This window comes from Priestia sp. FSL W8-0001, assembly GCF_038050335.1.
In the GTDB taxonomy this organism is placed as follows: domain Bacteria; phylum Bacillota; class Bacilli; order Bacillales; family Bacillaceae_H; genus Priestia; species Priestia flexa.
Map to the genome: position 1 here is coordinate 332,699 of NZ_JBBPAL010000001.1, position 14,310 is coordinate 347,008.

Below are 14,310 nucleotides of genomic sequence, written 5' to 3' on the forward strand. Positions count from 1 at the left end.
ATTGTAGATCAAAGTTGGGGAAGTTTAGCCTATAAAGGGAAAGTGGAAATTGAGAATGAATTCCCCGTCATTGCAAAGGTTTACAGCCAGCTTGATAGTAAACAAAAAATTCAAAATGCTGTTCAGGCTGCAGTTGAAGAAAAAGCTGAAGTCATTATTGGTCACGGAAGGGAGTTCTCTCCTTTTTTTAATAAATTAGCAACCTCCTATTCAGATGTTCACTTCGTTACGATACACGGTACCGCTGAGCATTCAAATCAAACAGTCTATACGTTTGATCAATATCAAACTGAATATGAAGCAGGAGTTGCAGCTAGTTTTAAAACAAGTAGTAACAAAGTAGGTCTTATTGATGCATTTGAAGCTCGTGAAAAGAATAAAGGCTTTGAAAATGGGCTAATGGCGGCGGATCAGAATATTGAATTCTTTTACCGAGTGGTAAATAGTCGAGATGATAGTAAAAAAGCTGTTGAGTTGATGAATGAGTTAGTAGACCAAGGAGTCGACGTCATTTATACTAAAGGAAATTCATACAATCGAGATATTATTAGTGTAGCTAAAGAAAAAGGAATTTATGTCATAGGTTATCTTGATGATCAATCGTATATGGGAGAGAGTCAAGTACTGACAAGCGTTATCAATGATGTACCACAGTCTTATCGCTCCATTATGGAGGACTATTTTAGCGAAAGCGGTTTACCATCAGGAACGGTGGTTTTAGATGAGAATGATGGTGTTTATCGACTTGCTCCTTTTGGTCCTATGTACACAGAAAAAGAGAAGAGCGCAATCGAGGATAGCATAGAAGAATAGAAGAATAGTAGCAGGGAGCTAGCAATATAGAAAGTATACAAAGAAAGAGATGATTATGAAGAATGTGATAAGTAAGCTTTCGTTTCGGAGTAAAATCCTAAGTTCACTCTTGGTTATTGCCTTGTTGTTGAGCAGCCTGTCGTTTATTTTTGTATATTCAATCGATGATTTGAGTGTTGTTAGCCAAAAGTTAAAAGACGAAGAGATCCCAGAATTAGTTTGGCTTTCTTACTGGGAAGAAGAGCTGCATGTTAAGCAATACATTGTTTCAAATAATTTAGACAGAAATGATTGCTGTACGAGCGTAGTAACGGAATATAAACAATACGGAAACCATGCAATAAGCAGAGTGGAGAATGATCAGGTAGCTTTTCCAGCATCGCTCCAGCAATTGAAAGAACAAATCCAACTACTTGACTTCCAAATAAATAATAATGTCGCAGGATTAATCGCTTACGAAGATCAAGAAGCAGCTGCTACTTATCTTGACGAGGTTTACTTGCCTCAGCTATACAAGGTACAAGCAGAAATTCAGGATCAAAAGAAAGACGTATCAAATTCCTTAGGTCAATTGTCTGGTGATTTACCGCTTATTATTCGAAACGCACTAATTGGGTTATTAATTTCAATGGTTGTCATTGTATTCTTATCGATTCTTATCTCTTACCGGATGAGCAGAATGCTTACCAAACCTGTGGAAAGCATGACTGCACGAGTCGATCGGATTGCCGATGGTGAGTACGGTTTACGATTAGAAGAAGAGAAGCAAATCGAGTTTCTTAGACTGAGCAAATCAATAAATAAGATGTCTCAAAATCTTTCTGAGTCTTTCCATAAGATAACGGCAGAGAAGACATACCGCGAGCAAATATTGAACTCATTGCCTGTTGGTATTATTACAGTTGATCATTGCAATAATCATCTTTTCTTAAATGCAGCAGTAAAAAAGATGTTAATGATTAGCTTAAGCGATGTTCAACATGCTTTGCATCATGAAGGGAACGACAATGAAGCATTTTGGCGTATTTTGCGTGAGAAAAAAGTAAAAAAGCATCAAAAAGTAACGTACCAGCTCAATCAAGAAGAACGCTGCCTGCTGGTTTCTCAATCACAGCTAGTAGACGATGAAAACAATGTGGTCGGCCGTATCTTCCATTTCATCGACATTACTGATACCGAACAGTTAGAATGTCGCATGCATCAAACAGAGAAACTAGCGCTAGTAGGAGAACTAGCTGCAGGAGCAGCTCATGAAATTCGTAATCCATTAGCAGTTATTCATGGTTTTTTATCACTTATGAACCATGGGCTTTCTGTAGATGAGCGTAAATCGTTTCAGGTTGAGCTACTGCTTAAAGAGCTTGAACGAATTAATTCCATCGTAGAAGAAATGCTGATGCTTGCAAAGCCTAGAGCACCCGTTATGAAAGCAAAAAGAATTGATTATGTACTAGAAGAAATCATTTCGTTTATTACTGCTAATAATCAAGCCTTTACGATTCAAGTAGAGATGGAAAAAGCAATGGTTTGGATTGATGATAAACAAATAAAGCAAGTGGTTCATAACCTGTTGCGCAATAGCATAGAAGCTATGGGTGGGGCTGGCAGGATGGAAATCACCGGAATGGTGAAGAGAAATCAATACTGCATTTATCTAAAAGATAGTGGTACTGGCATCCCAAAAGAGGTTCAAAAAAGTATTTTTTATCCGTTTACTACATCGAAGGAAAACGGCACGGGATTAGGTTTAACCATCGTGAAGACGATTCTTCAAAATCACGGTGGAGATATTGAGTTAGTGGAAACATCTGAAAAAGGAACAACGTTTATGATGACGTTGCCAATAAATTAAAAGACTGCCTGAGCACCAGGCAGTCTTTTAATTTATTGTTCGGTTAAAATAACCGGTCCCTCTTTCGTAATTGCAATGGTATGCTCGTACTGAGCAGATAGTTTTCCATCTGTTGTACGCGCTGTCCATCCGTTTTTGTCCATTTTGGAATGCCAAGTTCCTACGTTTACCATCGGTTCAATTGTAATAACCATACCTTCTTTTAAACGAGGTCCTTTCCCAGGCTTGCCATAGTGGAAAATGGTTGGCTCTTCGTGCATTGTGTTACCAATGCCGTGTCCTGTAAAGTCACGAACGACAGAAAAGCCTTCTCCTTCTACGTAAGATTGGATAGCATAGCCAATATCACCTGTTCGATTTCCAACCTGTGCTTGCTCTATGCCTTTGTATAATGCGTTGTACGTTACATCCATTAAGCGCTCTGCTTCCTCAGAGATTTCCCCAACTTTATGAGTCCATGCTGAATCAGCCAAAGCTCCGTTTAAGTTAACCACCATATCAATAGTAACAATATCTCCGCTTTTTAAAGGTGTCTTCGTTGGGAAGCCGTGGCAGATTTCGTCGTTCAACGATGCACATGTTGCGAACTGGTACCCTTTATAACCCTTTTGCTCTGGCGTAGCACCGTGTTTCTCTAAAAATTTTTCAACAAATTGGTCAATTTGATGCGTCGTAATACCTGGCTTGATCATTTGTTCAATCTCTTTATGACATTGAGCCAATAACTTACCTGCTTCATGCATTAAGTTAATTTCGCGTTCACTTTTTAATGAAATCAAGTAAACTCCTCCTTTTGAATGTATATTCTCTATATCTAAAATCGATTTTTAAAAAATCCAAACTAAGTTTAATCCAAATTTTATGATAACGCTCCCTAAACTAAAAAAGCAAGAAACCCGCTTGATTTCATGTTTGTAAAAAGGGCATTCAGGGGAGAGTAAAAATGAGACTTCAGCTATAGTTATGATATAGTTAAAAGATAGAATGAATAATTTAGGAGGGTATGCAGCGATGACTCGAGGAAAAACGTTTACTGGTTATGTTGGAACGTATACAAAAGGTTCAAGTGAAGGAATATACACATTTACATTTGATGCAGAGAAAAAGGAATTAAGAGATGTACGAGCAGTAGCTAAAATCGATAATCCTACATATGTGAACATTAGTAAGAGCAATGAATACTTATATGCTGTTGTAAAAGAAGGAGATAAGGGAGGCGTAGCTTCTTATAAAATCAATTCTGAAAACGGCGATTTAACGTTTGTGAATAAACAAATGCTTGAAGGGCCTTCACCATGTTATGTGACGGTTAACGATAGCAATAACCAAGTATTAACTGCCAATTATCATCGAGGAAGTATTGAGTCATACGTAACTTCTCCTCAAAGTGGCGAAGTGTGGCCAGCCACTTCAGTTATGCAACATGAAGGTAAAGGCCCAAATAAAGATCGTCAAGAAAAGCCGCACGCTCACTATTCAGACTTTACGCCAGACGGTAAGTACGCTGTAGCAGTGGATCTTGGCACAGATGAAATTATCACGTATGCTGTTGGAGAAGAAGGGAAGTTAACAAAAGCTCAAACGTTTAACACGGCACCTGGCGCTGGACCAAGACACTTAACTTTCCATCCAAACGGCAAGTACGCGTATGTGATGACAGAGTTAAGCAACGAAGTGTTAGTGTTAGAGTATAACGCGCAAGACGGGAGCTTTACACAACTACAAGCAATCGCAACGCTACCAGCGGATTTTACTGAAAATAGCCAAGGAAGTGCGATTCATATCTCATCAGATGGCCGCTTCGTCTATGCTGGAAACCGTGGGCATAATACGATTGCAACGTTTGCGGTCAATGAAGACGGTCGTAAACTTATATTTGTTGAGTGGACGGATACAAAAGGAGACTGGCCACGCGATTTCGTATTAGATCCAACAGAGCAATTTATTATTGCATCTAATCAAGAGACTGGAAACTTAGTGCTGTTTGAACGAAATGAAGAAACAGGGAAGTTAACGTTTTTAGATTCAATCGTTGATGTGCCGTACGCGGTTTGCGTAAAGTTTTTAAATATATAAATTAACTTGTTGTTTGAAAAACCTATCCGCCTAAGTGGATAGGTTTTTTCGGTTTATCAACAGGAAATTTAGATGATAGTAAAGAACATGGAGAATGTAAGGTTAGAGAAAGGGTGAAATGATTAATGTTTAACAGCAAATATCCATTAGTTCAAGCACCGATGGCAGGAGGAGTATCTACACCTAAGCTAGCGGCTGCTGTTTGCAAAGCTGGCGGAGTGGGCTTTCTGGCAGGAGGGTATAAAACAACATATGCTCTAAAAGAAGAAATAGAAGAGCTGAAAAAGCAAAAACCCGATGTGTTTGGCGTGAATTTGTTTGTACCAGAAGAAGAAAGAAACTATGACTTCAAAAAATATGAACAGCATATAAAGCGTATTGCTGTTACGTTGCAGGCAGAAGTAGGCGTTCCAAGGTACCATGACGATGAATGGCAGAATAAGCTCGTTCTCTTAACAAATCACCCTGTTCCACTGGTTAGTTTTACGTTTGGCTGTCCATCAAAAGATGTCATTCTAGCGTTGCAGGAGAAGGGGACGTTCGTCATCGTAACGGTAACAACACCAAAAGAAGCTAAACTGGCAGCTGAAGCAGGGGCGGATGCACTCTGCTTGCAGGGAATTGAAGCGGGTGGCCATCGAGGAAGCTTTGACAACCAAGAGGAGAAAGAGGAAGACTATGGGGTTTTAGAGCTGATTGATCTTGTGAAAAAGCAGTCTAGCTTGCCGCTTATTGCTGCCGGTGGAATTATGGATAAAGATGATGTAGAGATAGTATTGACTGCTGGGGCTAGTGCCGTTCAAGTAGGAACAGCATTTCTTTGCTGTAAGGAAAGTGGAGCAAACCCTACATATAAAAAAGCATTATTAAATAAAACATATAAGGAGACGGCCGTCACGCGAGCTTTTACAGGCAGACGTGCTAGAGGTTTGGCTAATGCGTTTCTGATTTCACTTACTGACTCAGCCCCAGCAGCCTATCCGCACGTTCACTATATGACGCAGCCACTTCGGAAAAAAGCTGCTGAGCAAGGGGCGGTAGATTACCTTTCACTTTGGGCTGGAGTTGGTCATAATAAAGTGAAAAGCTGCTCAGCGCAAGAGATTGTAGTGTCCTTAATGACGTAAAAAAATCAGAGGCCTACTCAGCCTCTGGTTTTTTTACGATTGGACAAAATGCTTATGCTTTTCATGATGGAAGTTTCCACCTAAATCTTCTACTTTCTCTTTTGTTTCTTGTAAAATTGCTCTTGCTTCCACTTTTTGTTCATCTGTTAATCCTTGTAATAGACGACTTTTACGTTCTGGTAAGGTGATTCCCATTTCTTTAAGCTTTGCGATACCTTCTTCTTTTGTAATGGAACCTTCTTTAATTTGATTCATAATCTTTTTCGCTTGTTCTTTTTGCTCTTCCGTTAAATTGGAAAACGGGTGTTTATGCATTTTTTCAGGCAGGTTAATACCTTGTTCTTTTAACTTAGTATAGGCTTCTTCTTTTGTTAAAGAGCCATCTTTTACTTGTTCCATAATGCTGTGGAACTGCTCTTTTTGCTCCTGTGTTAAGTTGTGGAAAGGATGATCTTTCTTCTCGGGAAATTCCACACCGAGCTTTTCTAATTTTGTTTTTGCCTCGTTCATAACTGCATCCACTTTTTCTTGTGTTTCTGCATCTAGCTGAACGTCATCTTTATAGTGATTTGTTCGCTGAACGATTGTATTTTCACCTACGTTGTCTTTTGTTGCCGCAAACACAGGTGTGTTTACCGCTGCTACTGCGCAGAGAGTTAAACTGCTGGCCAACACATAGCCAAGCCACTTCTTGTTCATTTTTCTCACTCCTTTTTATGTTAAGTTCCCCGATAAAGGAACAACATATGAGAAGTATGTTGTTCACATTTGATAATGTAACCAGCAATAGTGAAAAAATGGTGAAAGTGGCAAAAAGATTTAAAAAAGATGAGAGGAGCATATTTCCAAGAGTGAATTTCTTTTCATTCACCTCCGAGTATACTATGCTTATTCTTAATTCGTTACATGTATAGGCAAGGAGCATGAATAAAAACATGAATGCTGTAGGAACAATTCTAAAGTTGCTATTAGTTGGCATCATTGTATATGGATTAATCTTTTTCGTTCAAAAAAATTGGCCAATTTCACCTTTTGGCCCCAGCTTAAATGAGTTTAAAGACGCAACGGATCTTCATCCCGCTGTAGTTGAAAAAAGAGATCAGCTTATCGAACAAACAAAAGCACAAGGAATAGATGTTGTCATTACGGATGGCTTTCGATCATTTGAAGAACAAGACGAGCTTTATGCCCGTGGCCGAACGACTGAAGGACAGATTGTCACGTATTCAAAAGGTGGCGAGTCTTATCATAATTATGGTCTAGCTATCGATTTCGCTTTGCGAATAGATAATGGTGATATTATCTGGGATATGGAGTATGACGGCAATGGTAACGGCAAGTCGGATTGGATGGAAGTAGCTGAAATTGGTAAAGAGCTTGGTTTTGAATGGGGAGGAGACTGGGAAGGATTTAAAGATTATCCGCATTTTCAGTTAAGGCCTGAAGATATAAAATAGAGACTGAGACATAAGTAATTCAGTCAATGATAAACCTAAACGATTGAGAGTTCCTCACTTTTAATCGTTCAGGTTTTTTGTTGATTGTGAAAACAATCAATGTTGGAAACAGAGTGGAATAGAGCGAAGGACACTCGACTCCTGCGGGAAATAGAGGGAAAACGGAGATTCCAAAGCGCAGCGAGGAAGCTCAGGTTCCTCCCCCGCGGAAAACGAGTGGTCGTATCGCAATGGAACGAACGTGTTCAGATAACCTAAAGAGATGGGAACAGCTAGTGTTCGTCTTTTAGAAGCAATCATTTTGTTATGTCCCAAACTCTTCTATATAAAAGGGGATTAGTCATCCCACTCAACATTCAATACATTTCCGTTCATCGCATCAATATCAACGTTGACTTCATGATTATCGTCAGTGTGAATTTCAATCTCATAGCGCAGCTGATTATCGTCGCGGTCTAACTCTGTTTCAACAATCGTTCCAGCTTGCTCTTTTAATGCTAATTTTTTTGCTTCCTCTAATGAAAGTTTAGCTTCTTCAATACTTATCCCATCATCACGGTCATCGTCATCGTCACTATCTAAGCGTTCTTGATCAAACTCCACTACTTTTCCAGAGTTGAAATCAATGTCCACATCGTATTCAAATTCACCGTTTACAATATCAAATTCATACTTTTTCGTTCTATCATCTGTATCCACGCTCATCTTTGTGATGTTTCCACCATTTGTTTGTTCTAACGCAATTTCTTTTGCTTGCTCTTCTGAAATGGTTGTTGAGTTCGCTGATACAGATTGTAAAGGCTGTTTATCTGTCATAGCGTAAGCACCAGCACCTAATCCACCTAAAATTAAAGTTCCCGTTAATAACGTCGTCGCAAGTTTCATAATCAATAACCTCCTTGTTTTGTTTACATCCTTATCATATCCAGCGAAGATTAAAAGAAAAGGAGAGAAAGATTAGAATTTGATGAGAAATTGGATAGTTTTTGAGGGAATGCTCTCATAATTCATAGAAATAAGCTTATCCACGCTACAAAAGTAGCAGGATAAGCTTTAATCATCATCAGTCTCAAACTGGATTGATATGATTTCACCTGAATACGCATCGATGAGTACAGTTGCTTCTTCATCTGGGCTTTGATCAATCTCCACTTCGTATAAAAGCTGGTCGTCATCATCTTCTATTTCAACAGATGAAATGGTGCCCTTTACTTTTTCTAACGCAATTTTTTTTGCTCCTTCTTTGCTGATAAGAGTAGTTAACTGTTCATTTTTTGGGGGATTAGAGATATTTTCGATTGAACCATCTGGGCGACTGACTTTCACAATATGAGTGCCATCATCACTTTTAATTGTTATATCGTAGTGTTCATTGCTTTCTTTTACGTTTTCAACAGTACCTTGTACACGTTCAAGAGCTTTCTTTTTTGCTTGCTCCTCAGTGAGCTGGGGAGGAGATTTCTCTTGGTTTGTTGATTCACTCACTTTTGAAAAATCGACAATGTCACCTGAAACTCCATCAACCATGATTTCGTACGTATTGTTTTGATTGGTAAGCTGTACGTGAAACTGATTGTCTACTTTTTTAATTCGCTCAATCTGACCTTCATATTTTTGCTTAACGAGGCTTTGTATGTCGCTTTCTGATAAAGAAGAAGCATTTGTATTGTTTAAAGCTGTTACCCAATACCAAATTCCGATGGCTACAGCCAGCGCGCTTAAAACCATAATAAATGTTCGTTTCATAGTATCACCTCCAACTGATTATCTCATTGGTTTATGATAATGAAGTTAAAAGAAGATTAAAATTTCATGAGAAATAGATTGGCAAGTGAACTTGTACGATGGTTCCTTTACCTTCTTCACTATCGATATAAATAGTACCTTGATGTGCTTTAATAATTTTTGCTGCAATGGCCAGACCTAATCCAGAGCCACCAGTCTCGCGGTTTCTTGCTTTATCTACGCGGAAAAAGCGCTCATAAACGTGAGCCAAATCCTCTTTTGGAATACCGATTCCCTGGTCTGTAATTGTAATAAGACACATGTTCTCTGCTGAGGTGGATACGGTTAACTCTATTGATTCCTCGCTATATTTAATCGCATTATCTAGTAAAATATAAAGAAGCTGCTTAAGCTTTTGCTCATCGCTACTAACTTGAATTGGATGCGGTGAAGGCTTTACATGAATTGTTCGCTGGAATGCTTGCTGCAGACTGCGACCCGTTTCAATACATAGGGTGTTAATATCAGTTGGCTGTATATGTAAGTCCAACTGGGAGTCATCTTTTGCTAAGACAAGCATTTGCTCTGTTAAAGTCTTCATCCGAATTGACTCTGAGTGAATGGATTCAACCGCTTCTTCCAGTATGTCAGGTCGCTTCATTCCCCAACGCTTTAGCATATTCGCATAGCTTTCAATGACTGTAAGCGGTGTTTTTAGCTCATGGGAAGCATCAGATACGAACTGTTCCTGTTTTTTATAGTTTTCTTCAAGTAAATCCATCATGTTGTTAAACGTATTAGCCATTTGGTCAAGCTCATCTTTAGAGGATGACTTCGTTGTAATTCGTTTAAAGGTACGTGAGGTTTGAATATCTTCCATTGTATAAATGAGTGATTGAATTGGCTGTAAAACCACCTTGCTTAAAAAGCGACCACCAATAACGGTTGGAACTAAAATAATAAAAGAAGCCACAATTAGAATAATGCGTAAAATCCCTAAAGACTGCTCAACATCCACTAATCGTTCGGTAAGTTCCAGGCTCACAACATTATCGTTTGTCCAAATAATAGGCATTGATGCACTTGCATAAATGGCGCCTGATTCCTGTGTAACATCGGTGTGTTCATTTGTTCGGTAGGTTGCATTTAAACTGCGAAGCGATAGCTCATCCTTTAAGGTTGTTAGCAACGATTTGTTATTTTCATCAATAATGCGAATCATCCCGTTTAAAGGGACGTAAGCATTGAATAAGTTTCGTGGTTCAACAGCGGTTGAGCCACTTCTGTTAAAGCCCTCTGCAATATCATCAACTTGACTATCCAAGCGTTCTATGGCATTGTCTGTCATGGTTTTTTTAAAGATAAAGTAGATTGAGCTATTGGTTACGAGAAGCAGCAAGATAAGAAGGAGCGTTGTAAATAACGTAATTTTCGTTTTTAGCTTCATCTCATTTATTCCTTTAACATGTAGCCAACGCCACGTACAGTATGAAGGTAAGGAGTTGAATAAGGTGCATCAAGCTTTTTGCGAAGATAGCGAATGTATACATCTACTACGTTTGTATCTCCGTAGTAATCAAATCCCCACACATTTGTCAGAAGTTGTTCCCGACTAAGAACTTGATTTTGATTCTTTAATAAGTAAATAAGCAAATCAAATTCTCTTGGTGTCAGTTCAATTGTATTTTTTTCTCTTGTGACCATCCGCGTTTTTTCATCAACGGTTAAGTCGCCAATTTGAAGGAGTGGGTTTTCTTCAATAGCAGTAGACTGGTTGCGAAGCCAAACGCGAATGCGGGCAAGTAGCTCTTCAATTTCAAATGGCTTCGTCATATAATCGTTTGCCCCTAAATCAAGTCCGCTAATTTTATCAGGAAGTGAATCGCGAGCTGTTAACAAAATCACTGGTGTAAGCTGATTGGTAGATCGAATTCTTCTCAATACTTCAAGACCACTTAACCCTGGAAGCATGACGTCAAGAATGAGTAAATCAAATTGTTGACTCTGAAATAGCGATAGCCCTTCTGTGCCAGTATGAGCAGTAGCAGTTTCGTATCCCTCGTATTCCAGCTCAAGTTGAATAAGCCTTGCAATTTTCTTTTCGTCTTCAATTATTAAAATCTTTCCTTTGCTCACGGTAAACCTCCTCAAAAACAGTTTGTAATTGCGTACATTATAGCATGAAAAGAAGCCGCAAGCTGTTTTTAATGAAATAGTAATAGATTTTCAAATAAAGGTTGATTTATATATAATATTAATGAATGATAATTAATTTAATTATATATTTATTCATTTTGTGCAGGAGGGTTTTTTATGGAACATATGGGTTGGATTTCATTAATACCAGCTGTTATAGCTGTTGTTCTCGCACTTATTAGTAAAAATGTTATTTTATCTTTATTCATTTGATTCTACGTCGGGTACACTTTCACACTAAAAGCTTACATTTTCAAGGGGGAATCGGAACATGCTATACTGAAAAGTGGAGGTGTCGAGATGCGTTTAGAAAATAAAAAAGTAATTGCGCTTGTAAGCGAAGACTTTGAAGATTTAGAGTTATGGTATCCTGTCATGCGACTTCGTGAAGAAGGAGCTGAGGTGCATTTAGTTGGTGAAAAGGCTAAGGAAACGTATAAAGGAAAATACGGAGTGCCAGCGTTGTCTGACTATGCATTTTCTGATGTGAAAGCAAGCGACTATGATGCTATTTTAGTTCCAGGAGGATGGGCGCCTGATAAATTACGCCGCTATCCGGAAGTCTTGGAAATGGTCAAATACATGGACGAGCATCAAAAGCCAATTGGCCAAATTTGCCACGCCGGCTGGGTACTGATCTCAGCGAAGATTTTAAATGGCCGTAACGTCACAAGTACACCTGGTATTAAAGATGACATGGAGAATGCTGGCGCTATCTGGCATGACGAAGCCGTTGTGGTTGATGACCACATTATCTCAAGCCGTCGTCCACCAGATTTACCGCCTTATGCAAAAGCATTCGCAGACGTTTTGGCAGAGCAATAAGAAGTAAGTGAAAACACATATCTCGTTGGGGTATGTGTTTTCTATTACAGACTGGAAACTATTTAGTAAAATGAAAAAAGCGAGCAAGGAAATCCCTGCTCGCTTTTTTAGCTTTCATATTAAGTAACTTGCCTCTCTGCAAGTGTAAAAACAAATTCATATTATGATTAAACCCATACTAATAAGGATTTAAATTTTCACTGCTGTTTTGGACACAATTAGCATTGATTGTGTCTGCTCATATGGATTTATCCATTGCCGCGGTTCATCAATTCCACACGATCGTTTAACCTAAACGACGCAAGCCCTACCTCTCTTGCATCCTTACGGCTCCGAAGCCGATCCAGTGTGAGTAAGTTGTTTTTAAAAACATGTGTAGAATGCCAGTATTTTTACCTTGCATTTTACAATACATCCTCTCAAGTTACTTCTTTTTGAAGTTAGAATTATAATTTTACGCAATATCATCGTGGAAGTCAATAGTGTTTTGGTGTTTTTTTAAATCTTTTTATGGGAAAGGATACTATTTTTCGAACAAAATAATATTTGGTACGATAAAAAAGAACACAAAGGAGTGATGTTATGAATACAAATCAAGCTTTTCGTGAAGATGTATTAGAAGCCGTTTCAGATTTGTCGTATGAAGAGTTGAATCAAAAGATATCAGATGACAAATGGACTATTATGCAAGTGTTGGAACATCTCTACCTAATGGAAGAAATGATTGTGGCTCGCGTTTGGCACCAGTTGCAAAATGGAGAGGACAAGCCAGCAGAAAAGAAGCCGTTTCATTTAACGACGGATCGCTCTCGTAAAGTACCTGCACCTCCACAGGTTACTCCTTCAGAAGAAAAGCGAACGTTAGAGGAAATGAAGATGAAGCTCGCAGCATCGCGCACGAAGTTAGAAGATGTGACTAAACGTGTAGAGACAGAAGAACTACAGAAAAAATCGTTTCCTCATCCAATCTTTGGTGATATGGACTTGGCTCAGTGGATTGAGTTTATAGGCTATCATGAAAAAAGACATCTTTTACAAATTGAAGAATTAAAAGCAGAAATGAACTAAAGAGGCTGGAACATAAGTATTTCAGTCAATAATCTATCCGAGCTATTAAGAGTTAACTACTCTTTTATAGTTCGGATTTTTTGTTGATTGGGAAATCAATTCTAGAGAACTAGTGGAATGGAGCGTAAGGCACGGGACTCCTGCGGGAAATAGAGGAAAGACTGAGACCCCGCGAGTGAAGCAAGGAGGCTCAGATTCCTCCCCGCGGAAAGCGAGTGTCTGTAGCGCAATGGAACGAACTGGTTATTATAACCTAAACACTTTAGATAAGGAATATTTCTTCAAATTAAAAAGAAACAGTTTTTTTTTAATTTGGAGAAAGAATGGGATAGTCAGACATCGTCCAGATACCCACGCTATAGGTTTTAGGACTATGGTTTTCTACCGTGCTTCCACCTTGAATCGTAAACAACAGTTTTAAAGGGTCATCTGCATAGTACATTGTTTCTTTTGTATACGGGTTATAAAATACCTTAGGAGGAAGTTTTGGTACGACATCTGTTGTATTAATAAACGATCGGCTCTGCGGTACTAAGCTTGTATACGTACGAACAAAGTTTGAATCTCCCACCCGTGGTGATGCGTAGTTATACATGGTGACGCTTGGGAAATTTGTGTTGGTTGCAACATCAAGAGCATGTAGCGTAGCGAGGGCAGCTCCAAGGCTATGTCCCGTAATATAAAGAGGCTTGGCAGGTAAGGTAGCGTACGTGGCCAGCAGCTCATCGCGACATGATTCATAAATGTTTAAAAATCCTTCATGAACAAGTCCAGCATTTTGTGTATAAGGGTAAGGACGCTGGTGAATTTGAGCATCCGCAATCCAATTCGCTTCCGATTGAGTTCCTCGAAATGCAATTACTATGGCATTATCGGATTCTAGAATAAACCCAAACCACTCTTTTTTCCCCAGGACAGATGCTTGAAATGCTTTAATGAATTGATACCCTTTTGGAACCTCGAACGTGCCTGCTTGCTGATACTGTTGATAGCTCAGTACGCACATATAAAGAAGGTCCAAAGCAAGCGGTCGATAAAACAAAGGTTCAATCTTCATATTTAAGCCCACTTTCTCTAACAAACGTTTTTATCTCAAACTATGAAAAAATGAGATTTTGGTGCTTGTTTCCTTTAGAGAATTGGCAAGAAAATAAAAATATGCGTAAGGTTA

At 38.8% G+C, this 14,310-nt stretch carries 14 protein-coding genes; 7 read left to right on the forward strand and 7 right to left on the reverse strand.

All coding sequences use genetic code 11. The annotated features are described in order from the left end of the window. Both MKZ18_RS01800 and MKZ18_RS01805 read left to right on the forward strand, forming a co-directional pair. Nucleotides 1-813: a BMP family ABC transporter substrate-binding protein gene (locus tag MKZ18_RS01800; RefSeq protein WP_341344601.1), complete on the forward strand. Its 813-nt coding sequence runs from the start codon at nt 1-3 to the stop codon at nt 811-813. Nucleotides 814-868: 55 nt separating this feature from the next. Beyond that, complete coding sequence (locus MKZ18_RS01805; protein WP_225002166.1) at nt 869-2,665, forward strand: sensor histidine kinase; 1,797 nt, start codon at nt 869-871, stop codon at nt 2,663-2,665. 32 nt (nt 2,666-2,697) lie between these two features. On the opposite strand, the gene map is transcribed toward MKZ18_RS01805, so the two are convergent. After that, nucleotides 2,698-3,444, reverse strand: a complete 747-nt coding sequence (gene map / locus MKZ18_RS01810; RefSeq protein ID WP_025907602.1) for a type I methionyl aminopeptidase — start codon at nt 3,442-3,444, stop codon at nt 2,698-2,700. Between the two features lie 232 nt (nt 3,445-3,676). Between map and MKZ18_RS01815 the strand changes: the two genes are divergently transcribed. Together MKZ18_RS01815 and MKZ18_RS01820 are read left to right on the forward strand one after the other, a co-directional pair. After that, nucleotides 3,677-4,741, forward strand: coding sequence for a lactonase family protein (locus MKZ18_RS01815; RefSeq protein ID WP_025907600.1), 1,065 nt, complete (start codon nt 3,677-3,679; stop codon nt 4,739-4,741). A 125-nt stretch (nt 4,742-4,866) separates the two neighbouring features. Beyond that, complete coding sequence (locus MKZ18_RS01820) at nt 4,867-5,868, forward strand: nitronate monooxygenase (RefSeq protein ID WP_340842965.1); 1,002 nt, start codon at nt 4,867-4,869, stop codon at nt 5,866-5,868. 33 nt (nt 5,869-5,901) lie between these two features. Here the strand turns inward: MKZ18_RS01820 and MKZ18_RS01825 are convergent, their stop codons facing one another. Next, nucleotides 5,902-6,567 (reverse strand): hypothetical protein, encoded by a 666-nt coding sequence (locus MKZ18_RS01825; RefSeq protein WP_340842964.1) that lies wholly within the window; start codon nt 6,565-6,567, stop codon nt 5,902-5,904. A 224-nt stretch (nt 6,568-6,791) separates the two neighbouring features. Between MKZ18_RS01825 and MKZ18_RS01830 the strand changes: the two genes are divergently transcribed. After that, entirely contained in the window at nt 6,792-7,325 is a 534-nt protein-coding gene (locus MKZ18_RS01830; RefSeq protein WP_225002172.1) for a M15 family metallopeptidase, read from the forward strand. 336 nt (nt 7,326-7,661) lie between these two features. Here the strand turns inward: MKZ18_RS01830 and MKZ18_RS01835 are convergent, their stop codons facing one another. From MKZ18_RS01835 to MKZ18_RS01850, 4 genes are all read right to left on the reverse strand, one after another. Then, nucleotides 7,662-8,210, reverse strand: coding sequence for a PepSY domain-containing protein (locus MKZ18_RS01835; protein ID WP_025907592.1), 549 nt, complete (start codon nt 8,208-8,210; stop codon nt 7,662-7,664). Between the two features lie 168 nt (nt 8,211-8,378). Next, entirely contained in the window at nt 8,379-9,071 is a 693-nt protein-coding gene (locus MKZ18_RS01840; protein ID WP_163071026.1) for a PepSY domain-containing protein, read from the reverse strand. 64 nt (nt 9,072-9,135) lie between these two features. Beyond that, nucleotides 9,136-10,497, reverse strand: a complete 1,362-nt coding sequence (locus MKZ18_RS01845; RefSeq protein ID WP_281998530.1) for a sensor histidine kinase — start codon at nt 10,495-10,497, stop codon at nt 9,136-9,138. Between the two features lie 5 nt (nt 10,498-10,502). Next, nucleotides 10,503-11,186: a response regulator transcription factor gene (locus MKZ18_RS01850; RefSeq protein WP_025907586.1), complete on the reverse strand. Its 684-nt coding sequence runs from the start codon at nt 11,184-11,186 to the stop codon at nt 10,503-10,505. Between the two features lie 360 nt (nt 11,187-11,546). Between MKZ18_RS01850 and MKZ18_RS01855 the strand changes: the two genes are divergently transcribed. Further along, on the forward strand, nt 11,547-12,071 hold the full coding sequence (locus MKZ18_RS01855) for a type 1 glutamine amidotransferase domain-containing protein (RefSeq protein ID WP_340842963.1): 525 nt from the start codon (nt 11,547-11,549) through the stop codon (nt 12,069-12,071). A gap of 582 nt (nt 12,072-12,653) precedes the next feature. Next, on the forward strand, nt 12,654-13,139 hold the full coding sequence (locus MKZ18_RS01860; RefSeq protein ID WP_144593733.1) for a DinB family protein: 486 nt from the start codon (nt 12,654-12,656) through the stop codon (nt 13,137-13,139). Between the two features lie 307 nt (nt 13,140-13,446). Here the strand turns inward: MKZ18_RS01860 and MKZ18_RS01865 are convergent, their stop codons facing one another. After that, on the reverse strand, nt 13,447-14,196 hold the full coding sequence (locus tag MKZ18_RS01865; protein WP_076512839.1) for a lipase family protein: 750 nt from the start codon (nt 14,194-14,196) through the stop codon (nt 13,447-13,449). Nucleotides 14,197-14,310: the final 114 nt, after the last annotated feature.